General features: G+C 50.4%; 27 protein-coding genes and 1 riboswitch. Of the genes, 18 read left to right on the forward strand and 9 right to left on the reverse strand.

The window, feature by feature from the left end; translation table 11 throughout:
* From OCV69_RS14215 to OCV69_RS14245, 7 genes are all read left to right on the forward strand, one after another.
* Positions 1-543, forward strand: a 543-nt coding sequence (locus OCV69_RS14215; RefSeq protein WP_262563171.1) for an oligopeptide/dipeptide ABC transporter ATP-binding protein, incomplete at its 5' end; no start/stop codon positions are given.
* A gap of 107 nt (positions 544-650) precedes the next feature.
* Positions 651-755, forward strand: a riboswitch (TPP riboswitch).
* 52 nt (positions 756-807) lie between these two features.
* Positions 808-1,563 (forward strand): ABC transporter permease, encoded by a 756-nt coding sequence (locus OCV69_RS14220; protein ID WP_158359975.1) that lies wholly within the window; start codon positions 808-810, stop codon positions 1,561-1,563.
* 30 nt (positions 1,564-1,593) lie between these two features.
* The gene (locus OCV69_RS14225; protein ID WP_262563172.1) at positions 1,594-2,625 is read left to right on the forward strand and encodes an ABC transporter substrate-binding protein; all 1,032 of its coding nucleotides are present in this window, start codon (positions 1,594-1,596) and stop codon (positions 2,623-2,625) included.
* Positions 2,626-2,630: 5 nt separating this feature from the next.
* Positions 2,631-3,386, forward strand: coding sequence for an ABC transporter ATP-binding protein (locus OCV69_RS14230; RefSeq protein WP_262563173.1), 756 nt, complete (start codon positions 2,631-2,633; stop codon positions 3,384-3,386).
* The gene (locus tag OCV69_RS14235) at positions 3,373-4,131 is read left to right on the forward strand and encodes a TatD family hydrolase (protein WP_158359973.1); all 759 of its coding nucleotides are present in this window, start codon (positions 3,373-3,375) and stop codon (positions 4,129-4,131) included. The genes OCV69_RS14230 and OCV69_RS14235 overlap by 14 nt, the downstream gene beginning before the upstream one ends.
* Positions 4,132-4,191: 60 nt before the next feature.
* Entirely contained in the window at positions 4,192-4,461 is a 270-nt protein-coding gene (locus OCV69_RS14240) for a hypothetical protein (RefSeq protein ID WP_022273948.1), read from the forward strand.
* A gap of 1 nt (position 4,462) precedes the next feature.
* A complete protein-coding gene (locus tag OCV69_RS14245) occupies positions 4,463-4,900 on the forward strand; it encodes a hypothetical protein (protein WP_158359972.1) in 438 nt (145 codons plus the stop codon).
* A 64-nt stretch (positions 4,901-4,964) separates the two neighbouring features.
* Here OCV69_RS14245 and metA read toward each other — a convergent pair whose 3' ends face one another.
* The 4 genes from metA to queA all read right to left on the reverse strand — a co-directional run bounded on the left by metA (position 4,965) and on the right by queA (position 9,851).
* Positions 4,965-5,897: a homoserine O-acetyltransferase MetA gene (gene metA, locus OCV69_RS14250; protein WP_158359970.1), complete on the reverse strand. Its 933-nt coding sequence runs from the start codon at positions 5,895-5,897 to the stop codon at positions 4,965-4,967.
* Positions 5,887-7,860, reverse strand: a complete 1,974-nt coding sequence (gene ligA, locus OCV69_RS14255) for an NAD-dependent DNA ligase LigA (RefSeq protein WP_262563174.1) — start codon at positions 7,858-7,860, stop codon at positions 5,887-5,889. Before ligA ends, metA begins: the two co-directional genes overlap by 11 nt.
* Positions 7,853-8,683, reverse strand: coding sequence for a pseudouridine synthase (locus tag OCV69_RS14260; RefSeq protein ID WP_262563175.1), 831 nt, complete (start codon positions 8,681-8,683; stop codon positions 7,853-7,855). Before OCV69_RS14260 ends, ligA begins: the two co-directional genes overlap by 8 nt.
* A 130-nt stretch (positions 8,684-8,813) precedes the next feature.
* On the reverse strand, positions 8,814-9,851 hold the full coding sequence (queA, locus tag OCV69_RS14265; RefSeq protein WP_262563176.1) for a tRNA preQ1(34) S-adenosylmethionine ribosyltransferase-isomerase QueA: 1,038 nt from the start codon (positions 9,849-9,851) through the stop codon (positions 8,814-8,816).
* A gap of 190 nt (positions 9,852-10,041) precedes the next feature.
* Here queA and nudC point away from each other — a divergent pair, with 190 nt between their 5' ends.
* Positions 10,042-10,926, forward strand: a complete 885-nt coding sequence (nudC, locus tag OCV69_RS14270; RefSeq protein WP_158359968.1) for an NAD(+) diphosphatase — start codon at positions 10,042-10,044, stop codon at positions 10,924-10,926.
* On the opposite strand, the gene OCV69_RS14275 is transcribed toward nudC, so the two are convergent.
* On the reverse strand, positions 10,910-11,803 hold the full coding sequence (locus OCV69_RS14275) for a LysR family transcriptional regulator (protein ID WP_158359966.1): 894 nt from the start codon (positions 11,801-11,803) through the stop codon (positions 10,910-10,912). The two genes, nudC and OCV69_RS14275, sit on opposite strands and share 17 nt — an antisense overlap.
* Positions 11,804-11,910: 107 nt before the next feature.
* Between OCV69_RS14275 and leuC the strand changes: the two genes are divergently transcribed.
* Positions 11,911-13,176, forward strand: coding sequence for a 3-isopropylmalate dehydratase large subunit (gene leuC / locus OCV69_RS14280; RefSeq protein ID WP_158359964.1), 1,266 nt, complete (start codon positions 11,911-11,913; stop codon positions 13,174-13,176).
* Positions 13,177-13,188: 12 nt separating this feature from the next.
* Complete coding sequence (leuD, locus tag OCV69_RS14285; RefSeq protein WP_022273957.1) at positions 13,189-13,680, forward strand: 3-isopropylmalate dehydratase small subunit; 492 nt, start codon at positions 13,189-13,191, stop codon at positions 13,678-13,680.
* Between the two features lie 71 nt (positions 13,681-13,751).
* Here leuD and OCV69_RS14290 read toward each other — a convergent pair whose 3' ends face one another.
* Positions 13,752-14,684, reverse strand: coding sequence for a DUF4392 domain-containing protein (locus OCV69_RS14290; protein ID WP_158359963.1), 933 nt, complete (start codon positions 14,682-14,684; stop codon positions 13,752-13,754).
* A gap of 300 nt (positions 14,685-14,984) precedes the next feature.
* Here OCV69_RS14290 and OCV69_RS14295 point away from each other — a divergent pair, with 300 nt between their 5' ends.
* Positions 14,985-15,323, forward strand: a complete 339-nt coding sequence (locus tag OCV69_RS14295) for a DUF3870 domain-containing protein (protein WP_158359961.1) — start codon at positions 14,985-14,987, stop codon at positions 15,321-15,323.
* A gap of 109 nt (positions 15,324-15,432) precedes the next feature.
* On the opposite strand, the gene OCV69_RS14300 is transcribed toward OCV69_RS14295, so the two are convergent.
* Together OCV69_RS14300 and OCV69_RS14305 are read right to left on the reverse strand one after the other, a co-directional pair.
* Positions 15,433-15,843 (reverse strand): HI0074 family nucleotidyltransferase substrate-binding subunit, encoded by a 411-nt coding sequence (locus OCV69_RS14300; protein ID WP_158359959.1) that lies wholly within the window; start codon positions 15,841-15,843, stop codon positions 15,433-15,435.
* Positions 15,824-16,096: a nucleotidyltransferase family protein gene (locus OCV69_RS14305; RefSeq protein WP_158359957.1), complete on the reverse strand. Its 273-nt coding sequence runs from the start codon at positions 16,094-16,096 to the stop codon at positions 15,824-15,826. The genes OCV69_RS14300 and OCV69_RS14305 overlap by 20 nt, the downstream gene beginning before the upstream one ends.
* 242 nt (positions 16,097-16,338) lie before the next feature.
* Between OCV69_RS14305 and OCV69_RS14310 the strand changes: the two genes are divergently transcribed.
* A complete protein-coding gene (locus tag OCV69_RS14310) occupies positions 16,339-17,100 on the forward strand; it encodes an ABC transporter ATP-binding protein (RefSeq protein ID WP_158359956.1) in 762 nt (253 codons plus the stop codon).
* A 29-nt stretch (positions 17,101-17,129) separates the two neighbouring features.
* A complete protein-coding gene (locus OCV69_RS14315; RefSeq protein ID WP_158359954.1) occupies positions 17,130-17,924 on the forward strand; it encodes an ABC transporter permease in 795 nt (264 codons plus the stop codon).
* Positions 17,925-18,167: 243 nt separating this feature from the next.
* On the opposite strand, the gene OCV69_RS14320 is transcribed toward OCV69_RS14315, so the two are convergent.
* Positions 18,168-18,863, reverse strand: coding sequence for a GntR family transcriptional regulator (locus OCV69_RS14320; protein ID WP_158359952.1), 696 nt, complete (start codon positions 18,861-18,863; stop codon positions 18,168-18,170).
* Between the two features lie 276 nt (positions 18,864-19,139).
* Here OCV69_RS14320 and pepD point away from each other — a divergent pair, with 276 nt between their 5' ends.
* From pepD to OCV69_RS14345, 5 genes are all read left to right on the forward strand, one after another.
* Positions 19,140-20,603 carry a beta-Ala-His dipeptidase gene (gene pepD, locus OCV69_RS14325; RefSeq protein WP_022272160.1) on the forward strand — a complete coding sequence of 488 codons (1,464 nt, stop codon included), beginning with the start codon at positions 19,140-19,142 and terminating at the stop codon, positions 20,601-20,603.
* 70 nt (positions 20,604-20,673) lie between these two features.
* Entirely contained in the window at positions 20,674-21,861 is a 1,188-nt protein-coding gene (locus OCV69_RS14330; RefSeq protein WP_158359950.1) for a DUF3798 domain-containing protein, read from the forward strand.
* A gap of 96 nt (positions 21,862-21,957) precedes the next feature.
* A complete protein-coding gene (locus OCV69_RS14335; RefSeq protein WP_158359948.1) occupies positions 21,958-23,562 on the forward strand; it encodes a sugar ABC transporter ATP-binding protein in 1,605 nt (534 codons plus the stop codon).
* Positions 23,543-24,583 (forward strand): ABC transporter permease subunit, encoded by a 1,041-nt coding sequence (locus tag OCV69_RS14340; protein ID WP_158359946.1) that lies wholly within the window; start codon positions 23,543-23,545, stop codon positions 24,581-24,583. The genes OCV69_RS14335 and OCV69_RS14340 overlap by 20 nt, the downstream gene beginning before the upstream one ends.
* Complete coding sequence (locus OCV69_RS14345; protein WP_022272164.1) at positions 24,583-25,857, forward strand: ABC transporter permease subunit; 1,275 nt, start codon at positions 24,583-24,585, stop codon at positions 25,855-25,857. Before OCV69_RS14340 ends, OCV69_RS14345 begins: the two co-directional genes overlap by 1 nt.
* Positions 25,858-26,021: the final 164 nt, after the last annotated feature.

The following is a 26,021-nucleotide window of genomic DNA, read 5'->3' on the forward strand; positions in this document are numbered from 1 at the left end:
GGCCTTGCAGACCGTCTGATCAACACATACCCCCACGAGCTGGACGGAGGCCGCCGCCAGAGGATCGGGATCGCGAGGGCACTGGCGTTAAACCCGAAGTTCATCGTGTGTGACGAGCCGGTATCCGCCCTGGACGTATCGATCCAGGCGCAGATCCTGAACCTGATGAAGCAGTTGCAGAACAAGATGGGTCTGACCTACATGTTCATCACCCATGACCTGTCCGTAGTAAACCATTTCTCGGACGACATCGCGGTCATGTATCTTGGAAAGCTGATCGAGAAGGCACCGTCGGAGGAGTTGTTCGCCCACCCGACGCACCCGTATACCCAGGCGCTGTTATCAGCGATCCCGATCCCGTCCCTGGACAACCGGAGGGAGAGGATCCTGTTAAAGGGAGAGATCACCTCGCCCATCGAGCCGCCGAAGGCATGCCGTTTTGCGAACCGGTGTCCGTATGCGACGGACCGCTGCCGCTCGGAGGAGCCGCAGCTGAAGGAGATCAGCCCGGGCCACTTCGTGTCCTGCTTCCTTACCGACTAGGCTTTATAAGGCCGGAACTCTTTTATGGGAGTTCCGGTCTTTTTTGAACTTTGCCGTTGCGTAAGGCTGGATTCCGTGCTATAATCAGTTCCAGATGTAAAAATATGATTCATAACAAGGGGAGCCTGTATACAGGCTGAGAGGAAATTGTGAATTTCGACCCATAACCTGATTTGGATAATGCCAACGTAGGGACATAAGCGTATGCCTGACTGACTGCCGTTATCCGGCGGTCTTTTTTTAATGGAAAAGGAGAAAATTTGTATGAAACAGACATCGGAAAGGCTGATGCCGGCTTTCTTCATTCTGGGCCTCCTGGTCCTCTGGGAGGGGACGGTACGGATCTTTGGGATCCCCCTATATGTGCTGCCGTCGCCAGTCCAGGTGGCGGAAACCCTGGTACAGGAACTGCCTGTGCTGGCGCTGCATGCCCGGGTAACAGTGGCAGAGGCCCTGGCGGGCGTGGCCATTTCCCTGGTCCTGGCCCTGGCGCTGGGGATCCTTATGGACTGTTTTCCAATGATCCGCCAGGGACTTTATCCGGTCCTGGTGGTGACACAGACGGTGCCCATGATCGTTCTGGCGCCGATTTTCATCATTTATATGGGCTTCGGCGCTGCTCCCAAGATCCTGACAGTGGTTTTAATGTGCTTTTTCCCGGTGGCGGTGAGCTTTTCTGATGGACTGAGCCAGGTGGATGCGGAATATGTGCATCTGGTCCGGTCCTATGGGGCAGGACAATGGAAAACCTATTGTCTGGTGAAGATCCCGGCGGCAGTGCCGGCGCTTCTTTCGGGACTTAAGGTGGCGGCCACATACAGCATCAGCGGAGCTGTGGTGGGAGAGTGGATCGGCTCCCAGGAAGGGCTGGGCTATTACCTTCTGCGGGTGAAAAATGGCTATATGCTGGATAAGGTGTTTGCCTGTGTGGCAGTGATCATTTTTTTAAGCCTGTGCATGAACGGGCTCATCCGGCTGTACCAGTACCTGGGAATGCCGTATCTGAGAAAACAGCGGTAATATAGAACATAAAAACTGGAGGAGAAGACAATGAGAAAGATGAAGAGGAATCTTGCGGCTGCAGCGGCCTGTGCCCTGGCAGTATCCATGGTCCTGGGAGGCTGTGGAAAAAAAGGAGAAAGTGAGACAGCAGGGGGAGCTTCGGAAAAGGCGGAGCTGGAAGAGGTGACCGTGATCCTGGATTATGTGGCAAACACCAATCATACAGGCATGTATGTGGCCCTGGACCAGGGGTATTATGAGGAAGAGGGACTGAAGGTGAATATTGTGGAGCCGACAGAAGGGGCTACGGCTTCTCTGGTGGCTGTGGGAAAAGGCGATTTCGGGATCAGCTACCAGGAGGATGTGACCGTTGCCTTAACGTCCGAGGATCCGCTTCCCATTAAGGCCATTGCGGCAGTGATCCAGCATAATACCTCGGGCTTTGCGGCTTACAAAGATAAGGGGATCCATTCTCCAAAGGATTTTGAGGGGAAAACGTATGCGGGCTGGGGCGGCCCGGGAGAGGAAGCCGTATTAAAGGCGGTCATGACCCAGGCTGGAGCCGATTTTTCAAAGCTGAACCTGGTGATCTCCGATGGCTCCGGGTTTGAGGCCTTAAAGGACAAGGTGGATATCATGTGGTTCTACGAGGCGTGGGACAGTGTGAAATGTGAACTCAATGATTTCCCCATCAGCTATATGCCGGTACGGGATCTGGACGAGCGGCTGGATTATTATACGCCGGTGATCATTGCAGGGAATAAGGTCCTGGAGGAGAAGCCGGAGATGGTGAAGAAATTCCTGGCTGCCACCTCCAGGGGATATGGATTTGCCATGGAAAAACCGGAGGAGAGTGCAGAGATCCTTCATAAATATGCTCCGGATTATTCCCTGGAAATGCTCACCATGTCCCAGAAGTACCTGGCAGACAAGTATGCGGAGGATGCGGACCGCTGGGGAGAGATGAAGGACCAGGTATGGGATAATTATACGGAATTTATGGTGGAGTACGGTGTCATCCAGGAGGCAATCCCGGCGGCTGAGTGCTATACCAATGAATTTCTTCCAGATAAGGAGTAAAGAAAATGATGAAGCTGGAGATTTCCGGCCTGTCTTTTTCCTATGGGGAAAGGCAGGTTCTGGAGGATATTTCCTTCGGCGTGGCAGAGGGAGAGTTTGTCAGCCTCCTGGGGCCGTCGGGCTGCGGAAAGTCTACGGTTCTGAAGCTTCTGACCGGGATCCTTTCGCCTGATCGCGGGAGGATCCTGGTGGATGGAGAAGAGATCCGGGGGCTTTCAAGCCATTTTGCCTATATGCCCCAGAACGATCTTCTGTTTCCCTGGAAAACCATCCTGGACAATGTGTGCCTGTACGGACGGATCCACGGCTCTCTGGAGGAAATGCGGGAGCGGGCCAGGGAATATTTTCCTGTATTTGGTCTGGAGGGGTATGAAGACAGCTATCCTGCCTCTCTTTCCGGCGGGATGCGCCAGCGGGCCGCCTTTTTGAGAACGGCCCTCTGCAGCGCAGACATCCTTCTTCTGGACGAGCCCTTTGGAGCCCTGGATGTGATCACCAGGGGAGAAATGCAGGACTGGCTCCTGGCCATGAGAAAGGAGCTGGGAAAAACAGTGGTCCTGGTGACCCATGATATGGATGAGGCCATCTATTTATCCGACCGGATCCTGATCCTGAACCCGGCTCCGGCAGGGATCCACGGGGAGATCTCTGTCTGTGAGACCCAGAGGGACCGGGACTGGCTTTATGGACAGGGAGAGCTGCGCCGGGAGATCCATGGACGGATCATGGGAAAGGAGAGAAAGGGAAATGATGCTTTGTGATGCCCATGCCCATCTGGGGAACGATACAGAATGGGAGGAGCGGACCGGAAAGGGGATCCTTTCCCTGATCTGCGCCACAGGGCCGGAGGAAGCCGGGAAGCTGTTTTCCAGGCTGGAATGGCTTAAGGGGAGAGCCGTGATCCCCACCGCCGGGCTCCATCCCTGGTATGCAGACCAGTATACGGTTCAGGATATGGAGCCATATATCCGGCGGTGCCCGGTGGTTGGCGAGATCGGTATGGACAGCGTCTGGTGCCAGGTGCCCCTTCCGGTCCAGGAGCGGGTATTCAGAGAACAGCTGGCCATGGCCTGTTCCCTTAAAAAGCCGGTGGTCCTCCATACCAAAGGCCAGGAAAAGGCCATTGCCTCCATTCTGAAGGAGTATCCGAATCGGTATCTTGTACATTGGTATTCCTGTGAGGAATATCTGGAGGAGTATCTGGCTCTGGACTGCTACTTTTCTGTGGGACCGGATGCGTGGTGGAATCCCGCGGTGGCACAGGCGGCAAGGCGGGTCCCCAGGGACCGGATCCTGGTGGAAACGGACGGGCTGGGAGCGGTACAGTGGGCCTATGAGAACGGGCCAGAGGATGGGAAGCGGACGGCTCCGGGAACAGTTTCAGAAGCGCTGGAGAACACAGTCCGCACGATGGCAGAGATCAGAGCCGTGTCTTTGAAGGCCATGGAAGAGCTGGTTTTTGACAATCTGGTCCGTGGATTTCTGGGGGAGTTGTATTGTCTTTGATTCTCTCATGTGCTACAATCAGAGTGTTCCAATCGTATACTGCTGCTGGAGGGGACTGCCATGAAAAACTCCGTAACCATAAAAGAGATGACTCGGGCGGAAGAGAATCATATGATCAGAACAAACGAAATCGTAACGCTTTATCATGGCTCAAAATCGGGAATCCGTGGGATTCTTGATGAACAGAAACTTACGGAGGATGATCGCAAAAAACTGAAGCAGGAGAGTGAAGCCAACCGTTCAAAGGGAATCGCAATGGCAGATGAGATCTGCCGGAAGTATCGTCGTGACGGCATGTTTTTTGACGAAATATTAAAAGCGGGTGAATAGAATGGAAAAACTTACACTTGAAAAGCGCCAGCTTTGTGATATACAAGGACGATTATTTGAACTTGCTCTGAAAGCTGGATATGATTGCCCATTTTTTATAGAAGCTTTTATGAATAGTAAAGTTGCGGCGGCCCTGGATGATGTTTATGACCGGATGCAGTGGGCAGGCGAGGAATATATTCTTGAGGAGCTGAATGACGAAGTTGGAGGACTTAAAAAGACGGGCATATCTTACTCTATGGAGGTAATGTACTGGAGCGGATATACGTACCGCTACTGGCATTATTATACAGGGGAGTGCAGTAATGAAATATATAAAGCCGCCGATGCGGAAACCATGAATGAATGCTGGCCTGGTTTCCATACGCTTGATGTTGAGATGGCCATTGATGATCTGAAAGAGATCTATGAACAAAAACGGGATAAAGAGTGTATATAAAATAAAAGCTGCCTGACCCTCCATATTACGGAGGAGCAGGCAGCTTTTATGATTCTGGAAACCGCTAGATCACTTCCGGAGACGGCTCCTTATACAGATCGTAAGGCGTCACCTGGTAAACGTAGAAGTTCAGCCAGTTGCAGTACAGGGTGTTGGCCATATTTCTCCAGGTCAGGGGAGGGATGGAGAAGGGATCGTCATGGTCGTAATAATTCCTGGGAAGAGCTGGATCCAGTCCGCGGTTCAGATCCCTGTGATACTCGGCGTTTAAGGTCATGCGGTCGTATTCGGGATGGCCCTGGACGAAGATCTGGCTTCCGTCCCGGTTCATCACAAGAAAGACTCCGGCTTCCTCGGAGCGGGCAAGGATCTTAAGTTCCGGGTGCTTCAGGATATCCTCCTCCCGGACCTCAGTGTATCGGGAATGGGGGCAGTGAAAGGTATCGTCGAAGCTCCGCATCAGGGGGACCTTCCGGTCCAGAGTCCTGTGGGTGTAGATGCCCGACAGCTTTTCCTCCCTTTTATATTTGGGGATCCCGTAGTGGTAGTAAAGCCCAGCCTGGGCGCCCCAGCACAGGTGCATGGTGGAGGTCACATGGGACCGGCTCCATTCCATGACTGTCTTTAATTCCTCCCAGTAATTGACCTCCTCATATTCCATCAGCTCCACCGGCGCTCCGGTAATGATCATACCGTCGAAGCGGCGGTTTTTTACATCCTGGAAGGTCACATAAAATTTATTTAAGTGGCTGGCGGAGGTGTGGGTGGATTCGTGGGTGGACATGATCATATACGTACATTCCACCTGTAAGGGGGTGTTGGATAAGGCCCTTAAAAGCTGGGTCTCTGTGTCCTCCTTTAAGGGCATCAGATTCAGGATCAGGATCTCCAGAGGACGGATATCCTGGCTGGAGGCCCTGGCCTCATCCATGATAAATACATTTTCGCTTTCCAGTATGGCCCGCGCGGGCAGATCGTTCTGAATTTTAATGGGCATGGTCGTCTTCCTCGGTCATCTTAAGAAAATCTTCCTCTGAGAGAATGGGGATCCCCAGCTCTCGGGCTTTCTTATTTTTTGATGAATTTGATGTCACATCGTTGTTGATCAGGTAGCTGGTTTTGGATGTCACAGAGCCTGTGGCCTTTCCTCCCAGGGCCTCGATCCGTTCCTGGAGGGCCTTCCGGTTGGCAAAATGGGTCACAGAGCCTGTGATCACGAAGGTTTTTCCTGCCAGGGGACCGTCCGCAGCCTCCTCCGGGCCGTCCTCCAGGGTCAGCTCCTTTAAAAGGCGGTCCAGGCTCTCATTGTTTTTCTGATCCTTAAAGTATCCCACCCAGGCGTCTGCCAGGACGGCTCCGATGCCGTCGATGGCACATAACTCCTCAGCGTCGGCCCTGCGCATGGCATCCAGGTCGAAGCGGAAATGACGGCAGATCATTTTGGCGTTGGCCAGGCCGATGCCTGCGATGCCCAGGCCGTAGATCAGCCGCGGGAGCGTGGTATGGGAGGCGTTTTCTGCGGCCTGTACCAGGTTTTCATAGGATTTTTCCCCGAAGCCCTCCATGGTGACAATGGCGTCCCGGTGATGGTCCAGATGGAAGATATCGGCAAATTCGTGGATGAACCCGGCGGCAATGAATTTTTCCAGGGTCATTTCTGAAAGACCGTCGATATTTAAAGCATCCCGGCTGACGAAAAGATCGAAGGCCTTGATCTTTTTGGCCTGGCAGTCCGGGTTGGTACAGTACAGGGATTTTATATCATTGACGCTGCGGATCTCTGTTGCCCCTCCGCAGACGGGACAGTGGGCAGGGATATCCCTGACGCCGCTGCGGGTCAGGTTATCGGCGATCTGGGGGATGATCATATTGGCCTTATAAACGGTGATCCGGTCTCCGGCTCCCAGCTCCAGCCCCTCCATGATACTGAGGTTGTGGACACTGGCCCGGCTTACGGTGGTCCCCTCCAGCTCCACTGGCTGGAATACGGCCACCGGATTGATAAGTCCCGTCCGGGAGGCGCTCCATTCAATATAGGAGAGGGTGGTCTCCTGGAGCTCGTCCGCCCACTTAAAGGCAATGGAATCTCTGGGAAATTTGGCGGTGCGGCCCAGGGATGCGCCGTAGGCGATATCGTCATAGAGAAGCACCAGGCCGTCGGAGGGGATGTCGCTGTCCCCGATCCGGCGGCTGAAATCTTCCACTGCCGCCTCCAGGGTCTCCGGGGTCACCTCCACAAACTCCACAGTCTCAAAGCCCATGGAAGCCAGCCATAAAAACTGCTCCTTCCGGGAGTTTTTAAAATCCACGCCATCGGCCTGTACCAGAGAAAAGGCCATGAAACGGACGTTCCGGCTGGCGGTGACGGCGCTGTTTAACTGGCGGACGGAGCCGCTGCACAGATTCCTGGGATTTTTATACCGGGCGTCTGCGTCTGCGATGGAGGCGTTGAGTTTTTCAAAATCTGAATAGGTGATGACGGCTTCCCCCCGCAGGATCAGCCGTTCCTTGTATGGGATGGACATGGGAAGGTTCACAAAGGTCCTGGCGTTTCCGGTGATCACCTCCCCGATCTCGCCGTTGCCTCTGGTAACTGCCTTGGATAAGACACCGTTTTCGTAAGTGAGCACCACGGTGAGACCGTCCATTTTCCAGGAAAGGAGGCCTGTCTGGTTTCCCAGCCATTCTTTTAACTCATCCACACTCTTTGTCTTATTAAGGGAAAGCATGGGCTTTTCATGACGCTCCCTGGGAAGCTCGCTTAAGACCTCATAGCCTACCTTCTGGGTGGGGCTTCCGGCAAAAACTGTGCCAGTCTCCTCCTCCAGCCTCAAGAGCTCGTCGTACAGCCGGTCATACTCCAGGTTGCTCATCAGCTCCCGGCTTTCCTGGTAATAGGCTCTGGACGCTTCAGAAAGGACACCGGCCAGCTCCTTCATCCGTTTTAACCGATCATCCATTTCGGTCCCTCCTTTCCTGTCTGGCAGCCGGCCTCCTGGCGGGATCCGCGGGTCTTCTGGTCATGCTGGCCGGTTTCCCGGCCATGGCTGCCTGCATGGGAAGATTGGTGGAGTCCTTCACCAGGCGGCGGATCTCCGCCACCTCCGCCTCCGTCAGTTCCCGGTACTGGCCCCGTTCCAGTCCGCCCAGGGTGATGTTCATGATCCGCACCCGCTTTAAGTGCTTTACATGGAAATCCAGGGCCCGGCACATACGGCGGATCTGCCGGTTTAAGCCCTGGGTCAGTATGATGTGGAAGGTATAGGGACCGGTCTTCCAGGCCTTGCAGGGCTTTGTCTTTACGGCCAGGTCTTCGATCCATACGCCTTCGCGCATTTTCTGGAGAAATTCCTCTGTCACCGGATGGTTGACAGCTACGGCATATTCTTTTTCATGGTTATTCCCGCCCCGGAGGATCTTATTCACAATGTCTCCCTGGTTTGTCATTAAGAGGAGTCCTTCGGAGTCCTTGTCCAGACGGCCCACCGGGTAGATCCGCTGGGGATAATTTAAAAATTCCACGATATTTTCAGCCTGGTCCTTGTCAGAGGTGGTACACACGATCCCCCTGGGCTTGTTGACCGCCAGGAATACAGGCTTGTCCTTTCCGCCTACGGTCTTTCCGTCACAGACCACAGTCTGGCCGGGAGCTACCTTCATGCCCATGGACGCAGTCTGTCCGTCCACCAGCACCTTTCCGGCTTCAATGAGGCGGTCCGCCTCCCGCCGGGAGCAGATTCCGGCGTCACTGAGATATTTATTAAGACGAATGGCTTCCTCCATTGATGATCCTCCTTTTTCTGATTCATAAGTGCTGTATCCTGCTGTGATCCCATGGCCTGGGATGGAAAACGCCCCGCCGCCTGGGACGGGCCCGCCGGACCCGCCGTTTCCGGCGCAGGGCGTGAAAGGCTTAGACAGGATCATTGGTAATGAACATCGCGTCGCCAAAGCTGAAGAAACGATACCGCTCTTTTATGGCTTCCTGGTATGCGTTTAAAATGTGCTCCCGTCCGGCCAGGGCGGAGACCAGCATCACCAGGGTCGATTCCGGAAGGTGGAAATTGGTAATCAGGCAGTCCAGGATCTTAAAACGGTATCCCGGGTAGATGAAGATATCGGTCCAGCCGCTTCCTGCCTTTAAGATCCCGTCCTCACCGGTGGCAGACTCCAGGGTACGGCAGCTGGTGGTGCCCACACAGATCACACGGCCTCCGTTTTTCTTCGTGTCGTTGATCTTTTTCGCCTCTTCCTCCTCCACCACATAAAACTCTGAATGCATGTGGTGCTCCTCGATGGTGTCCACCTTTACGGGCCGGAAAGTTCCCAGGCCAACATGGAGGGTCACATGGGCAATGGTGACGCCCATATCCTGGATCTCCTGAAGGAGCTCCTGGGTAAAGTGGAGACCGGCGGTGGGAGCGGCTGCAGAGCCGTCGTGCTTTGCATAGACCGTCTGATAGCGGTTTTTATCCTTTAACTGGTGGGTGATGTAGGGCGGCAGGGGCATCTGTCCCAGCTGGTCCAGGATCTCTTCAAAGATCCCGTCGTATTCAAACTGGATCAGGCGGTTGCCCTCGTCCACAACGCCCACGACCGTTCCCTTTAAAAGGCCGTCTCCGAAGGAGACCTCTGCGCCCTCCTTCATCTTTTTCCCCGGCTTTACCAGTGTCTCCCAGACATTGTCGCTTTTTCTCTTTAATAGCAGGACCTCGATCTTTGCGTCGGTTCCCACCTTGTGGCCGATGAGACGGGCCGGGATCACCTTTGTGTCATTGATGACAAGACAGTCTCCCTTTTTTAAATATTGCCTGATATCCCGGAAATGCCGGTGGCTGATATTTCCCGTTTCCTTATTTAATACAAGGAGCCTGGATGCGGCCCGGTCCTCTAAAGGATCCTGGGCGATCAGCTCCTGGGGTAATTCAAAATTGAAATCTGTTACATTCATGGTATGCACCTTCTCCCGTAAAAAATCGCTCTGCCTCATTGTACCAGAATGAAAAACGAAAAGCAAGAAAAGGAAAGAAAACTTATGCGGCTGCCGGATTTGACAAAACCCGCTTCATGGCGTATGATATTTTTCAGTATGGGCGTATGCCCTCTGGGCTTGTACAACGACGAAAAAAGGAGAGACTGCTATGATCCAGGATATTGGAGAACACAGGTTTGACCTGTCCTTCCGCCAGCCGGAGGCCAGGGACGAAGATTTTGTATTATATATGAAGAGCAATAAAACGCTCTTAAGAAAAGCAGAGGATGGAAATTATGAGATCCCCAGATTTTCAGATTTCCCCATGGAAAAGGTGCGGCTGAAAATGAAGGCGTATTATCTGTTTGCCATCGACGGAACGGGGTATTATTATGTGCGGGAAATGCTCCAGGGAGAAGAGGACGGGTATGAATTCTGTCCTACCCCGGTGTTCCGGAAAATGACGCCCATGTACCAGGCCTTTGCCGGGATCACAGCCACCCAGCTCCACCGATGGAAGGAGAGCCGGAGGTTCTGCGGCCGCTGCGGCCATGAGACCGAGGACAGTAAAACGGAGCGGGCGGTGGTCTGTCCCTTCTGCGGCCAGACGGAATACCCCAAGATCTGCCCGGCCGTGATCGTGGCCATTACAGATGGAGACAGGATCATCCTGTCCAGATACCGGGTCAGCAATAATCCGTACCGGGGCTATGCGCTGATCGCCGGTTTTGTAGAGATCGGAGAGACCTTTGAGGATACAGTGCGCCGGGAGGTCATGGAAGAAGTGGGGCTGAAGGTAAAAAATATCCGTTACTATAAGAGCCAGCCCTGGGCTTTTTCCGATACGGAGATGATCGGATTTTTCGCAGAGCTGGACGGAGACGATACCATCCGTCTCCAGGAGGACGAGCTTTCGGAGGCCGGATGGTACCACAGAGACCAGGTGCCGGATGAGACTATGTTAAACAGCATCGGAAGCGAGCTGAAGATGGTCTTTAAGTACGGCAGCATGGAAAAATTTTATGAAGCCACCGGTATCAGGCCTGGGGAGTAGAGCAGAAGGCCAGAAACTCTCTTAAGGTCTGGGACTGGTCCTGGGGCGGGCAGGCAAAGCCGATGACCCGCCTGGGGATCGGCGCATCCAGCGGGACCTCCATGAGGGTCCCGTTTTTCAGATCGTCGGAGACAAAATCCAGGATCACGCAGGCGATGCCCAGACCGATGCGGGCGAATTCGATCAGGAGGGCCATGTCGGTCACCTCCAGAAGCTGGTTTACCTCGATGTCCCGGTCAGACAGGTAGGTATCCAGGTGCTTCCTGCTCATGTTGCTGCGGTCCAGGAGCATGATATTTCCCGTTTTGAAGATATCCGGGGCCGGTCCCTCCCGCAGGGTCAGGTTTTCCATATAGGCGGGGGTACAGACGAAGCCGTCGTGGATCTCCATGACAGGAGTGAAATTCAATCCTCTTCTGGCCCTGGGCTCTGCCACCAGTCCGATGTCGATCTTCCGGGCCTCCAGCATCTCCAGGGTATGGGCGGTGGACTGGCTTTCTATGGTGATGTTCACATGGGGATACTTTTCCACAAAGCTCTTTAAATAAGGTAAGAGAACGTATTTGCACAGGGTATTGCTGACGCCGATCTTTAACTGGCCAATGTGGAAATCATGGATCCGCTTTAATTCCTTTTCTCCGCGGCTTAAGGAATCAAAGGCATCAGACACATGCTGGAAGAGCACGTTTCCCTCGGGGGTGAGCTGGACGCCCCGGGAATTTCTGAGAAAAAGCCGGGTCCCCAGGCTTTCCTCCAGCTTTCCAATGGCCTTGCTGATGGCCGGCTGGCTGATATACAGTTCTTTTGCAGCCCGGGAGATATTGCCGCACCGGGCCACTTCATAAAATATACGGTATTGAGACAGATGCTGTTCCATATTTATAACTCCATTTCATATTTAACATTCATATTATGTATTTCTATTATAGTGAATCCCATGCTAAAATGTCAACAGGCAGTTCCAAACGAGAGGAGAGATTCCAGATGGGAATGACAATGACGCAAAAAATCCTGGCCGCCCATGCGGGGCTTCCAGAGGTAAAGGCAGGCCAGCTGATCGAGGCAGGGCTGGATCTGGTGCTGGGAAATGATATCACATCTCCCGTGGCCATCAATGAAATGAAGAAAATGAAGGACCAGACTGTTTTTGATAAGGAAAAGATCGCCCTGGTCATGGATCATTTTATCCCCAATAAAGATATAAAATCGGCAGAAAACTGCAAATGCTGCCGGGATTTTGCCAATGTTCACGGGATCACCAACTATTTTGACGTGGGAGACATGGGCATCGAGCATGCACTCCTGCCGGAAAAGGGACTGGTGACTGCCGGGGATGCGGTGATCGGCGCCGATTCCCATACGTGTACCTACGGGGCCCTGGGCGCCTTCTCCACCGGAGTGGGGAGCACTGACATGGCGGCTGGCATGGTCACGGGAAAGGCCTGGTTTAAAGTGCCGCCGGCCTTAAAATTCGTCCTTACGGGAAAGCCCTCCAAATGGGTCAGCGGAAAAGACGTGATCCTCCATATCATCGGTATGATCGGAGTGGACGGCGCTCTTTATAAATCCATGGAGTTCACCGGGGACGGTGTGAAGCATCTGACCATGGACGACCGGCTCACCATCTGCAACATGGCCATCGAGGCAGGAGGAAAGAACGGGATCTTCCCGGTGGATGAGACGACGGTCCAGTATATCAAAGAACATGGGGACCGGCCGTATACTGTATACGAGGCCGACGAGGACGCGGTTTATGACGCGGTGTACACCATTGACCTGGCTGCATTAAAGCCCACTGTGGCCTTCCCCCATCTTCCGGAGAACACAAAGGAAATGGGAACCTTTGAAGAGGTGAAGATCGACCAGGTGGTCATCGGTTCCTGTACCAACGGCCGGATCCAGGATATCCGTCAGGCGGCAGAGATCTTAAAGGGACGGAGGGTGGCAAAAAATGTCCGCTGCATCGTGATCCCGGCCACCCAGTCCATTTACCTCCAGGCCATGCGGGAAGGTCTTTTAGAGATCTTTATCGAAGCCGGCGCTGTGGTGAGCACTCCCACCTGCGGCCCCTGTCTGGGCGGCTATATGGGTGTTCTGGCAGCGGGAGAGCGGTGCGTTTCCACCACCAACCGGAACTTTGTGGGACGTATGGGCCATGTGGAGTCGGAGGTGTACCTGGCAGGTCCCGCAGTGGCGGCGGCCAGCGCGGTAACTGGAAGGATCTCCGCCCCGTGGGAGCTTGGTTTATAGGAGGGATGCAGCATGCAGGCAGAAGGAAGAGTATTTAAATATGGAGACAACGTGGATACGGATGTGATCATCCCGGCCCGGTATTTAAACGCCACCACCGGAGAGGAGCTGGCGAAGCATTGCATGGAGGACATCGATAAGGAGTTTATCCATAAGGTACAGCCTGGGGACATCATCGTGGCGGAGAAAAATTTCGGCTGCGGCTCCTCCAGGGAGCATGCGCCGTTGGCCATCAAGTGTGCCGGCGTCAGCTGTGTCATTGCCGAGACCTTTGCACGGATCTTTTACCGCAATGCCATCAATATCGGCCTTCCCATCATCGAGTGTCCGGAAGCCGCTGCGGCCATCCGGGACGGCGACCAGGTGGAGGTGGATTTTGACCGCGGGATCATCCACAACAGAACAAAGGATGAGTCCTACGAGGGACAGGCGTTCCCTCCGTTCATGCAGAAGATCATTGCCGCCGGAGGCCTTGTGAATTATATCAACGCCGGAGCGGAATAGGAATATAAAAAGACAGAAAAAGGCCGGACGGCCCGCCGCAGGAGAGATCCCGCAGCGGGCCGTCTGGTGCGTTACGCCTGCACCGGGCGGGAGCTTACGGAACTGAAAAATACAGACGCCTGGCCGTTTTCCTCCATCTGGGCCATAAGAGCCTGGGAGACGGAGCGGAGCACTGAAAGATGGACAGCCAGGGATAAGTGATCCACGGTCTCCGTGTGTTCCTTTGTGCACCCGTCCACGCCGCCGGCCTCCACCACCCGGTGGAGCAGCTCGGCCTCCTGGGATTCGGTGGGAAGGAGATACAGGCCGGCCTGCAGGGAAAGAAGGGCCGCGATCCCCCAGCCCCACCAGTTGGATACGCCGCTGGCCAGGGTGATATCTGCCGCCTCGCTGGCACAGATCAGCTTTCCGCAGGGAACATGGGCCTCGATCTCATGGCGGTAGGTGCCCATGCCCATTTCATTGCCGCCGTCACCGATGGAGATGGTCTCTGCCCCGAAGGCGCGGGCCTCGGACAGGAACAGGGCAGAGTCGGTGATCATGTCGTCGATGGTCTCGCCGCGCATGTTGTGGTAGTGACCGTCCAGAGCCTTTCCAGGCCGCTCCAGGCTGATAAAATGGGTGGGACGGAAGGAGCGGATGCAGTCTCTTATGAAGTCCCCGGATGCGTCCTCAGGGATCATGGAAAGGGCCGCCTTGGGAGCCCGGTAGGAGAGGGCTTCCTCCAGGAGATGGTAGGAGGCCCGGTCTGTGACCACCAGGACCTGGGCTCCGGCCTGGGTAAAGGCAAAGGCCAGGTTGGCGGTGCCGGAGGGGCCGTCGGTCTCTCCGATACAGCCGCCGTCCTCCATGCGGACGGGAAAGCCCGTTAAAAGGATGATACGGGCGGCATGTCTTAAGGATTCGGCTGCTTTTTTGATGGGATTTTCCGGAAGGGACGCAAGAAGGCCCCGGCCTCCCATGTCCTGCTTCATGATCGCATCCAGCTGGTGATAGAAATTCATTTTTTGATCCTCCATGGAAAATTCGCGGATATGCAGGATCCGGCCCTTAAGGGCAATAAAAAAAGACCCACGTATCCCGTTGAGATTCATGGCTCTTACTTAAGGAGGGAGCATCCGGGCAGGAGTCCCTTTAAATAAAAGAATCGTTATCTGTTAAGACCATCTTAGCCTATAACGGGGGAAAAGTCAAGGCTTCCGGGATTTACAAAGGCAGCAGGTTTATAGTAAAATGAGGAGGGGAATACGGCTCTGGGAAACGGATGGAGCCGGAAGAAAACGGAAAAAAGGGGGAGCAGAACGGTGTATGCAGAAAATACGGTCCTGGTGGTAGGCCAGGCCAAGCCCAGCCGGGAGGACGCCATTTATAATCTTCATGGGGAATTTTACATCAGCCTGGTGGTGGAAAGGGACACGGGAAGGATCCTGGACGTGGACTGCAATACGATCCTTTCAGTCACAAAGAACTTTGTGGCGTCCATGTTCGTGGGGAAAAACCTGAGGACTGATACAGAAGTTTTGGAGAGGGAGATAAAGGAACGGTACTTTGCCCTGACCCAGAAGCCTCTGATCGCCTGTATGAAGGACGCCCATAACCGGTACATGATGGCCTGCCAGGGGCCGCGCCAGGGCGGCCGGTGAGCCGGGATGGATCAGACTGGCCTTCTCCCCGGCGGGAAAGACCACCGGGGAGTTTTCTGGCCGCCGGTCCAGGGCCGGGGCATCCGGCTTTTACGGCCAGAACATCGGATCATAGAGATTCCTTCAGCAGCTCATCTACGGTATTACGAAAATCATAAAACAGATCCAGATACCTTCCAATGATGGTCATACAGGCGCTTTTAATGATCGCTCCATCATAATCATGGGCCAGCTCATTCCTGGTCCGGAGCATTTCCAGCCATGTGTCGTCGCTGATCAGCTTTGCCTGGAATGCTTTTTTCAGCACTTCTTTTGGGGAGCCTGTCACAAAATCTGCGATCTCATAGTAGCCTACGATGATATCCTTCATCACCTTCCAGGCCAGATCCATGGTAATGCTGAATTTTGCCGTTGTGCCGCTGAGGACAAAGGAATCGCTCATATCTCTCTGCCTTGCCTCTGCAAGTGCATCCAGGGAACGTTTAAAGCTTTCATATCTCTTATAAAATCTTTCTTCCATATTTTCTGATATCCTCCATTAACAGTTCGTTTGCACAGGTATCCATGTTTACAACATCGATGGAATACAGGGTAGGAATGTCGTCGATCTCATCCCTGCACCGGTTGAAGTCCCTGCATCCGGAGATCGCAATGTCGATATCGCTTCGTTCAGCAGCGGTTCCCTTTGCCCTGGAACCGAATAAGACCACCTCTCTGGCCTGGTATCTGCGGCCGATCTTCACGATTTCCTGTAATATTTCTGCAACCGTCATAAGACCACCCCTCTCTTCCACATGGCTCTATATATGCCCGGAGCCATGTCTGGACCTGTCTTTTATGCCCTGTCTCATGATGGATATTATACAATATACAGAGCCTTCGATACAATACCTAATAAAAATACGATGGGTCCAGGGCCGGGGCATCCGGCTTTTTACGGCCAGAAATGCCGGATTCACGCCCGGAGCGCAGGCGGCATATTCTGATAGAAACAGAAGATGTTCAGAGGTGGTCCATGATTCCCAAGCTGGAAGTCAGTCATTTATGCTATTCCTACCATACGATGGAGGGGGAGACGGAGGCTCTTTCCAATCTGTCCTTTCAGGTGCAGACAGGAGAATTTCTGGCAGTGGTGGGGCCGTCGGGCTGTGGGAAATCCACACTGCTGTCCCTGATCTGCGGCCTTTTAAAGCCGGATTCCGGCAGGATCCTTCTGGATGGCCAGCCGGTTTTGGAAGGAGATACCAGGATCGGCTACATGCTCCAGAAGGATCATCTTTTTGAGTGGAGGACGATACGCTCCAATGCCTGTCTGGGGCTGGAGATCCAGAAAAAGATGGATCCAGACCATGAAAAAAAGGTGGAAGAGCTTCTTAAGGCTTATGGCCTTGGAAACTTTGCCGAAGCCAGGCCCTCGGAGCTTTCCGGCGGCATGCGCCAGCGGGCGGCCCTCATACGGACCCTGGCCCTGGAGCCGGATCTTTTGCTGTTAGACGAACCATTTTCGGCCCTGGACTATCAGACCAGGCTCACGGTCTGCGACGATATCAGCACCATCATCCGCAGCCGGAAAAAGACGGCAGTTCTTATTACACACGATCTTTCAGAGGCTGTGAGCGCAGCGGACCGGATCCTTATCCTGACCCGCCGCCCCGGCCGTATCAAAGATACCATTTCTATTACGTTTCCCAAAGAAGCGGATAGTCCATTGAAAAGAAGAAATTTTCCGGAATTTTCCGTTTATTTTAATGAGGTGTGGAAGATTCTGAAAGAATAGGAACGATCCCAGTGATTTGGAGGTGTCTCATGAAAACGCATGAAACCCTGGCCCAGCAGGAATTTGTGGCAAGACAGCTGCGCCGCCGCCAGATGGTGGTCCTGGCCCGGCTCTTTCTTTTCCTTTCGGTCCTGGTCCTCTGGGAGGCCTGCGCCAGGACCGGTGTGATCAATGCTTTTATTTTCAGCTCTCCATCCCGCATCGTCCGCTGTTTTTTCTCCATGGTGCTGGATGGAAGCATTTTTTTACACACCGGAGTCACCATCCTGGAGACTCTGGTGAGTTTTTTCTTTGTAACTGCGGTGGGGATCCTTGGGGCCGTGGCCCTCTGGTCCAGTAAAAGCCTGGCAGAGATCCTGGATCCCTATCTGGTGATGTTAAACAGCCTCCCCAAATCGGCCCTGGCCCCGATCCTCATTGTCTGGCTGGGGAGCAGCATGAGGACCATTGTGGCGGCCGCCGTTTCGGTGGCCGTATTCGGCTCTATTTTAACGCTCCACAACGGATTTATGTCCATGGACCCGGACCAGGCCCGTCTGATCCGCTCCCTGGGGGGAGGAAAGAGGGAGATCCTGTTTAAGGTCCTTCTTCCCGGATCTGTCCCTCTGATCATCAGCAATATGAAGGTAAACGTGGGGCTCTGCCTGGTGGGAGTGATCATCGGAGAATTTCTGGCCGCCCGGCTGGGGCTGGGATATCTGATCATTTATGGGAGCCAGGTATTTAAACTGGACCTGGTACTCATGTCCATTGTGATCCTCTGTATCCTGGCGGCCTTTATGTACCAGGGGATCGCCCTGGCGGAGCGGCGGGCAGAAAGATAAAAGATCAGCCCCGGCGGGCCTGTTCTGTGAAGAATGGGGGAGCCGGGGTTTTGATAGTCCGCCTGCCGGCACATGTTTCCAACAGGTATAAATCCTGAATGTTTCTGAGTAAATAGTGGGAGAACTGTATATTAAAGGCAATGGTATCGAATCATTGATATCGATGGTTGAAAACACCATGTGCTGAACCGCATGTATGATGGCTTGGAAGATGTTAGTTCGTCACCGTCTTTTCGGTTGCAGCTATAAAAAAGCCGGGGGTGTTTTTGGCAAATGAATGGAGTCAGCAGAGTTCTCAAAAATCAAGTGAAAGGCGGATTTTTTTGATTCCGCAATGTGCAGCACCATTTTCTCTGCGGCTTTTTCCCAATTCCCCTGGAGACAGGGGACGGTGATGGCAAGATGTTCCCGGAAGGTTTCTTCCAGGCGATTATTGGAAACATTTCCAGTCATGTATCGGAGTCTGGTATCCTGGGCATGAATTAGGCGGTAGGACCGGTGGATATAGGTGTTAGGACAGGTTTCAATGATCATTAAGTGAAAACGGGAATCCAGATCGTAAAAATAATCATTGTTCTGAAAACATTCATTATTTGAATTTTTGTGTGAGAAAATATGATAAAACTCGGTCAGTGATTCCTGGGGGAGAAGGGCCCCATAATTCATGAGAGCATAAGGTTCATAAAGCAGTCTCATTTCATATATCATATTTATTTCTTTGACAGAAAGTGGTGTAACCATAATTCCACGCTTGGATCGGATCTGAATCAGGCCCTCCTGTTCCAGGCGGCTTAGAGCGTCCCGGACCGGGGTCCGGCTTAGATGCATATCTTCAGTTAACATCTCTTCGTTTAAAAAAGCGCCTGGCGCATATTCGCAGGTAATGATTTTCTGGCGGATATGGTGATAGGCCAATGTCTTTAAATTGGTTTTTGGCATATGTTTTTACTTCCCTGTGTGTTGTATACGATAAAATCTTAGCATATTTTTGAGGTGGTTGCAATATTTTGGCGGAGAAAATTGAGTTTTAGTCAAAATTGATAAAAAATTATAATAAAATTCTATAATCATACACAAAAATATGATTAATACACATATTTGCATTGACATGATGTCGTAATATGTCTATAATCTGATATATACAACAATGAATACAAGATGAAATATATCAGACAAAATAAAGGGTAAAGAGTGAAGCAGGAAAGGAGAAATTATATGGCAACAGCGAAGTGTCTGGAAGGCTTAGAACCAAAGCGTGTATTTGAAGTATTCAGTGAATTGAGCGAGATTCCCCATGGTTCAAAAAACGAGAAGGCGATCAGTGATTATATCTACACATTCTGTAAAAAACTGGGGCTGGAAACCTATCAGGATAAAACCAATAATCTTATTATTAAGAAACCAGCTACTTCTGGATATGAAAATGCTCCTACTGTAGTCCTTCAGGCTCATTTGGATATGGTCTGTGAAAAAAATGCCGATACAGTTCATGATTTCAAAAAGGATCCTATTCGGATTATGCGGGATGGGGATCGTATTTATGCAGATGGAACTACGTTAGGCGCAGATAATGCCACGGGTCTTGCTTTTGCTATGTGTGTTCTGGAATCAAAGGAGATTCCCCATCCAGCATTAGAGGTTGTTTTTACTGCTGATGAGGAAGCAGGAATGAGTGGGATAAAAGCTCTTGATTTTTCCAGAATAAAAGGAAGAGTGATTCTTAACCTGGATTGCAGTGATGAAGGAATCGTAGTGGGTTGCGCGGGGTCCTCTGTGGTCCGGATGAAATTGAAAGCAGCTAGAGGGCCATTGAAAGATAGTATGGTGTGTATGAAATTAAAGATTCGCGGTTTGAAAGGCGGGCACAGTGGATTGGATATCACGAAGGAAAGGGGAAACGCCAATGTGATTATAACAAGAATTCTTGTGGACGCAGAAAATGAACTGGGAGCTCAGCTTTCATGGATTTCCGGTGGACTTCAGACCAATGCAATTTGTCGCGAGGCTGAAGCTGTTGTGGCTGTCGAGGAAAAAAAGAGGAATGAATGGAAAGTACTCATTGAGAGATGGGAAAATATATTAAAAAAGGAATTTAAGGTAAGTGATCCGGAAGTTACAGTTATTTCTGAGGAAGTAGGAAATGCAGACGATTGCTTTGATCAAGCAGGAACGGAGAGAGTGCTTGACTTTTTGATGAATATTGATAGTGGATTAATTGCAATGAACATGGAAGTTCCTGGTGTTGCAGAAACAAGTGGCAATGTTGGGACCATATCAACAGAAGGGGAGGAGATTACTGTCCGGGTTAATTATCGAAGTGGTTTGGAAAGTAAGAAGCGGTACATAGTGGAAAAGAATAGGCGTCTTGCAAGGGCTTTCGGTGCGGATTTTTTAGTGGAATCTGATTCTCCAGAGTGGGAGTACAAAGCTGATAACCGTTTAAGCAGTTTGGTTCAGAAAGTTTTTGAAAAACGATATGGAAAGAAAATGGTAGTAGAGGTATCTCATGGTGGAAATGAATGTGGAACATTTTTTAAACAGTTTCCAGATGCAGATATCGTATGCTCCGGCACACAGATTACCGGAGCCCATACGCCAAAAGAAAGCGTTATGGTGAGTACTATCCAGAAGGAATGGGAAATGCTTTGCCTCACTTTAAAGGAAATGCTTGAATATTAAAACAATGAAATGGGGTTCCATTTTCATAGGAATAAAATAATTTAATGTATAATTAAAAGGAGGAAAAACAATGAGAAAGAGGTTGGCAGTAATGTTGGCGGCAGTAATGGCGGTATCTCTGGCAGGCTGTGGAAGCACTCCGAAAGAAAGCAGTACAGAGGCAGCTGGAGCTTCGGAAACTCAAGCAGAGAGTGTAGCGACAGAAGGAGAGGAGAATTTTAAAATTGGTATTTTAACTTCTACCGTATCCCAGGCAGAGGAGGAATACCGGGCCGCAGAGTCTGTGAAGGAAAAATATGGAGACCGTATTATCCACCAGACTTTTCCGGATAAAGCGTCCAGTGAACAGGAGACCACTATTTCAATCGCTCTTTCCATGGCAGCAGATCCTGATGTAAAAGCAATTATCTGTAATACGGCGATGGAAGGTACGGCAGCTGCAATGGAAAAGGTACGGGAAAAGCGGCCAGACATTTTGCTTCTGGCAGGCGTACCCAATGAGGCACCAGATGTGATCTGTGCTGCAGCGGATTTAGTATTTCATCCAGATGTGGCAGAGATGGGTACTATGGTGGCAGAGGCCGCAGCAGAAATGGGAGCAACAACAGTAGTCCACTACTCTTTCCCGCGCCATATGGCTCAGCCACTAAATATTGCAAGACATGATAATATGAAGGCAAAGTGTGAGGAGCTGGGACTGACTTTTGTTGATGGAACTTCTCCAGATCCCCAGGGTGACGCAGGAATTGCTGCAACACAGCAGTATATATTAGAGGATGTGCCGCGTAAGGTGGCAGAGTATGGCGAGAATACGGCTTTCTTTGGAACGAATGCAGGGCAGCAGGAACCTATGTGTAAAGCTGTTTTTGAGTCCAAAGCAATTTATCCCCTTCCAGATAATCCAAGCGTTTTTTATGCTTTCCCGGGGGCTTTAGGGATTGAAGTTCCAGAAGATAAAAAGGGCGACGTTTCCTTCATGCAGGAGCAGATCAGCACAAAGCTTGCAGAGAATGATATGAGCGGCCGGATGGGCGCATGGAGCGCACCGATGCACACTATGTTCATTGAAGGGGCAGTAGAATATGCAATGGAATATTGCAACGGCGAGTTTACGGAACGGGCAGATCTGGATAAATTTACAGAAATTTTTTCCGAATTTGCAGGCGGAGATGTCAGTGTACGCAAATATACTGATATTGAAACAGGAACCAGCTATGATAATTTCTTTGTCGTATTAGGAAAGTTCATTCAGCTGTAAAAAGAAAATGGGAAAGGGATTAGACGCCGCTAAACTGCGGCATCTAATCTTTTCCTTGCTACAATGGAAAATAACAAAATAGAAAGAGGGGTAAATATGTCCAGTCAGGCTCTCCTTCATTTTTTAAATATAAAAAAAAGTTTTTCTGGAAATGTGGTATTGGATGGGGTCAATTTTGAGATTTATCCGGGACAGGTGGTAGCTCTTGCCGGTGAAAACGGTGCGGGAAAATCCACTCTGATGAATATTCTCTTTGGAATGAGCGTGATTCACGACACCGGAGGATATGAAGGAGAGATTATCTTTGAAGGAAAAAATGTGCAGATCCAATCTCCCCAGGAAGCGATGGCTTTGGGGATCGGGATGGTCCATCAGGAATTTATGCTGCTTCCAGGATTTACTGTTGCGAGAAATATTAAATTAAATCGTGAAAACCTGGTTCCATCCGTGGTCAGCAGGATTGCTGGAAAGAATTACGAATTATTGGATCAGGGAGCTATTATTGGCGATGCGAAAAAGGCTCTTAAACGTTTGGGAATGGAGATAAATCCCCAGACGACCGTGGATAAACTTCCTGTAGGCCATATGCAGTTTGTGGAGATTGCCAGAGAAATCGATAAAAAAAATTTGAAACTTCTTGTGCTTGATGAACCGACAGCAGTTCTTACAGAAAGCGAAGCAGAACGTTTTTTGGAGTGTATCAGAAAGGTTGCCGATGAGGGGATTGCGGTAATATTTATCAGCCATCGATTAGACGAGGTTATGGAACTGGCAGATTCTGTAGTGATTTTAAGAGATGGGCAGATGGTATTTTCTGAAAAAACAGCCAATACCAATAAACATGAAATTGCTGAGTTAATGGTGGGACGAAAGCTGGAGGCAGAAAGTCTCATTAATGTAAATAGAAACCTTCCTGAAGATTATATTTTGGAGGTATCCCATTTCAAGGTAAATATGCCTGGCGAAAAGAGTAAGGACGTTTCTTTTCGTGTGAAAAGGGGAGAGATCTTTGGAATCGGTGGGCTTGCAGGCCATGGAAAAACCAGTATTTCCAATGGAATCTTTGGTATGTATCCAGCCACAGGGACAGTAACCTATGAGGGAAAGCAACTTCAATATGGAAGAGTTGGTGAAGCTCTTAAAAAGGGAATGGCTTTTGTGTCAGAGGATAGAAAGGGTGTAGGGCTTCTTTTAGAGGAACCGATTTCTTTAAATATGGTCTATACAGATATGCGGGTTAATCGGCACTTTTTAAAGAAGTATGTTTTCTTCAGTCAGTTCGACAGCCAAAGCTCTGGTCAGATTGTCGATGAGATGATTCGGGAGCTGGATATCCGTTGTACTGGACCAGAACAACCGGTAGGACGGCTTTCGGGGGGAAATCAGCAAAAGGTATGTGTTGCGAGAGCATTAATCACAAAACCAAAGATTTTGTTTGTATCGGAGCCTACCAGAGGTATTGATATTGGAGCTAAGCAGATTCTTTTAAATTATCTGGTAAAAATTAATAAGGAATTGGGAATTACAATCGTAATGACTTCCAGTGAATTGAATGAATTACGGTCTGTTTGTGACCGGATTGCGATTATTGGCCAGGGAATTGTTCAGGGAATATTGAAGCCAGATTCTCCCAATGTAGACTTTGCACTTTTGATGTCGGGAGAAGGAAAGGAGAACAGCAATGACAGGAATAAAGAATAAAATAAGTGCCTTTGGATTTCCAAGACTGATTATCATGGCTTTTCTTGGTCTTTTGATTGTTCTGATGTTTCTTATGGACATTCCGGCTCCCCTTACCTTTTCTCAGTGTATTGTACGAGTGGGAATCAATATGGTTTTAGGACTGGCAATGGTGCCGGGAATCATGGCGGGAACAGGGATGAACTTTGCTCTTCCATTGGGAATAGAATGTGGGCTTTTGGCAGGTATGATCAGCTTGCAGTTTGATATGACGGGAGTGGGCGGTATCTTTGCAGCCATGGTCATTTCTATCCCATTCAGCATTTTGGCTGGTCTTGCGTATAGCCAGTTGATTAACCGGGTAAAAGGCAGTGAGATGATGGTATCCACCTATGTGGGATTTTCTGTGGTTGCATTAATGTGTATTGGCTGGCTGATTCTTCCATTTAACCATCCGTCGATTGTGTGGCCCATCGGAGATGGACTCCGTACAACGATTACATTGGAGAAGTGGTATGACAGGGCTCTAAATAACTTATGGGCGTTTTCTGTTGCAGGAGTAGAGATACCAGTAGGATTGATCCTGGTAATCTCGGTGTTCAGTTTCCTTGTATGGTTATTTATGAGAAGCCGTCTTGGGCTCATGATGAAAGCAGTGGGATCAAATCCAGAATTTGCGAAGGCCAATGGTATTCATGTGGATTCCATGAGAACACTGGCAACGGTTATTTCTACAATTCTAGGTGGAATTGGAATTATCATTTATGCTCAGGGCTTTGGATTCTATCAGCTGTATAATGCGCCTCTTATGATGGCATTTCCAGCTATTGCAGCAGTTTTAATTGGTGGGGCAACACCAAGCCGGGTTACAGTCTTCCATGTGGTCTTTGGAACGATTATGTTCCAGAGCATGTTAGCAATCGCAACACCAGTCGCCAACAGCTTGATTCCGGAGGGGAATTTATCGGAGGTTGTGCGGACCATTGTAAGCAACGGGATCATTTTGTATGCCTTATCCCGGATGCAGGGAGGGAAACGCTGATGGAACATAGTGAGAAAACAAATTTTACAGGATTATTAAAAAAGATTCTGGTTAATAACGCGGTTACCATACTTTTTGTTGTGATCTGTATTGCCGGGATTGTCCTGGCGGATCAGCCCATGCCCTATGTGGTAGGAGAGATTTCTTCCAGACTGTTTCGGAATCTGATATTGATCTTGGCACTGTTGGTTCCAGTCTGGGCCGGAATGGGAATGAATTTCAGTATTGTCCTGGGAGCTATGGCGGCACAGATCGGAATTATGGTTTCTATGAATTTTTCTGTAACAGGGGTAGTCGGACTCGTTTTGGCTTTTATAGTCAGTGTTCCGCTCTCACTGTTTTTTGGAAATCTGACAGGACGCTTATTTAATCATACAAAAGGGCAGGAAATGATTACGGGTATGATTTTAGGATTCTTTGCAAAAGGAGTATATGATCTTGTTTTTATGTTTTTATGTGGACCAGTTATTCCGGTAAAGAATCAGACGCTTTTATTGCCTAACGGGATCGGGCTTACGACTCCCATCAACCTGGATGGAGAGACAAAGGGAGCGATGAATAAGCTGTGGACGATTTCTCTTGAAAAAGCTCTTTATATAATTTTGATTCTTGCCACAGTTTTTTTTGTGGGACAGTTAATTTTTAAGATGAAGAAGGAGAAGATCGACTGGAAAAAGCAGTATAAACTTTATATTGCAGTGTTCTCTCTTGTAGGATATCATATTCTTTTGACAGTTTCTGAAACAGTACGGTTTGCTTTGAATTTTACTGATGTACCAGTGGTTACAGGCCTTCTGATCGGGGCGGTGGGACTTGCCATTAATTTTCTTTCAAGGACAAAATTGGGGAGTGACATTCATGCAGTAGGCCAAAGTCAGACCATCGCTGTTTCTATGGGTATTCCGGCAGATAAGATCCGTATTATGGCAATTATGATTTCAACCTTGCTGGCGGCTTTAGGGCAGCTGGTTTTTATCCAGGATATTGGAAATTTTACTACCTATACAGCGCATGAAAATGTAGGTACTTTTTCCATTGCTGCTTTACTGGTGGGAGGCGCGTCCATCAAGAAAGCCAACATTGGTCATGCGATTCTTGGTGCATTGCTGTTCCATACGATGTTTATCATATCTCCGCTTGCGGGAAAGAATCTGTTTGACAATGCACAGCTAGGAGAATACTTCCGTGTGTTCGTATGCTATGCTGTTATTGCGGTGGCTTTGGCACTGCATGCGTGGAAACAGATTATGGCAAAGAAAGCAGAAGATAACTAAAAGGCAGTAGCTTTTGAAGCGGTATCGACTAAAAAAGTAAAACAGGGTAGCTTTCATGCAGGAGGAAAAAGGGGCTGTCGGTTAATACCGATTTTTTCCCCGGATAACAAAAGAATGAGACAGTCCGCAGAACTCCTGGCTTTTTCAGGGCTATGGTTTTCTGC

Source organism: Alitiscatomonas aceti (assembly GCF_025567195.1).
In the GTDB taxonomy this organism is placed as follows: domain Bacteria; phylum Bacillota; class Clostridia; order Lachnospirales; family Lachnospiraceae; genus Alitiscatomonas; species Alitiscatomonas aceti.

Bases quoted from the DNA above. Each gene is read 5' to 3' on its own strand.
- OCV69_RS14335 (WP_158359948.1), top strand. From the start codon at position 21,958: ATGTCCAGTCAGGCTCTCCTTCATTTTTTAAATATAAAAAAAAGTTTT.
- OCV69_RS14345 (WP_022272164.1), top strand. From the start codon at position 24,583: ATGGAACATAGTGAGAAAACAAATTTTACAGGATTATTAAAAAAGATT.
- OCV69_RS14245 (WP_158359972.1), top strand. From the start codon at position 4,463: ATGGAAAAACTTACACTTGAAAAGCGCCAGCTTTGTGATATACAAGGA.
- OCV69_RS14225 (WP_262563172.1), top strand. From the start codon at position 1,594: ATGAGAAAGATGAAGAGGAATCTTGCGGCTGCAGCGGCCTGTGCCCTG.
- OCV69_RS14230 (WP_262563173.1), top strand. From the start codon at position 2,631: ATGATGAAGCTGGAGATTTCCGGCCTGTCTTTTTCCTATGGGGAAAGG.
- OCV69_RS14240 (WP_022273948.1), top strand. From the start codon at position 4,192: ATGAAAAACTCCGTAACCATAAAAGAGATGACTCGGGCGGAAGAGAAT.
- OCV69_RS14290 (WP_158359963.1), bottom strand. From the start codon at position 14,684: ATGAATTTCTATCACCAGCTGGATGCGATCATGAAGCAGGACATGGGA.
- OCV69_RS14260 (WP_262563175.1), bottom strand. From the start codon at position 8,683: ATGGAGGAAGCCATTCGTCTTAATAAATATCTCAGTGACGCCGGAATC.
- pepD (WP_022272160.1), top strand. From the start codon at position 19,140: ATGGCAACAGCGAAGTGTCTGGAAGGCTTAGAACCAAAGCGTGTATTT.
- queA (WP_262563176.1), bottom strand. From the start codon at position 9,851: ATGAATGTAACAGATTTCAATTTTGAATTACCCCAGGAGCTGATCGCC.
- OCV69_RS14320 (WP_158359952.1), bottom strand. From the start codon at position 18,863: ATGCCAAAAACCAATTTAAAGACATTGGCCTATCACCATATCCGCCAG.
- OCV69_RS14235 (WP_158359973.1), top strand. From the start codon at position 3,373: ATGATGCTTTGTGATGCCCATGCCCATCTGGGGAACGATACAGAATGG.
- OCV69_RS14330 (WP_158359950.1), top strand. From the start codon at position 20,674: ATGAGAAAGAGGTTGGCAGTAATGTTGGCGGCAGTAATGGCGGTATCT.
- OCV69_RS14310 (WP_158359956.1), top strand. From the start codon at position 16,339: ATGATTCCCAAGCTGGAAGTCAGTCATTTATGCTATTCCTACCATACG.
- leuD (WP_022273957.1), top strand. From the start codon at position 13,189: ATGCAGGCAGAAGGAAGAGTATTTAAATATGGAGACAACGTGGATACG.
- nudC (WP_158359968.1), top strand. From the start codon at position 10,042: ATGATCCAGGATATTGGAGAACACAGGTTTGACCTGTCCTTCCGCCAG.
- leuC (WP_158359964.1), top strand. From the start codon at position 11,911: ATGGGAATGACAATGACGCAAAAAATCCTGGCCGCCCATGCGGGGCTT.
- OCV69_RS14275 (WP_158359966.1), bottom strand. From the start codon at position 11,803: ATGGAACAGCATCTGTCTCAATACCGTATATTTTATGAAGTGGCCCGG.
- OCV69_RS14220 (WP_158359975.1), top strand. From the start codon at position 808: ATGAAACAGACATCGGAAAGGCTGATGCCGGCTTTCTTCATTCTGGGC.
- OCV69_RS14300 (WP_158359959.1), bottom strand. From the start codon at position 15,843: ATGGAAGAAAGATTTTATAAGAGATATGAAAGCTTTAAACGTTCCCTG.
- ligA (WP_262563174.1), bottom strand. From the start codon at position 7,860: ATGGATGATCGGTTAAAACGGATGAAGGAGCTGGCCGGTGTCCTTTCT.
- OCV69_RS14315 (WP_158359954.1), top strand. From the start codon at position 17,130: ATGAAAACGCATGAAACCCTGGCCCAGCAGGAATTTGTGGCAAGACAG.
- OCV69_RS14340 (WP_158359946.1), top strand. From the start codon at position 23,543: ATGACAGGAATAAAGAATAAAATAAGTGCCTTTGGATTTCCAAGACTG.
- metA (WP_158359970.1), bottom strand. From the start codon at position 5,897: ATGCCCATTAAAATTCAGAACGATCTGCCCGCGCGGGCCATACTGGAA.
- OCV69_RS14305 (WP_158359957.1), bottom strand. From the start codon at position 16,096: ATGACGGTTGCAGAAATATTACAGGAAATCGTGAAGATCGGCCGCAGA.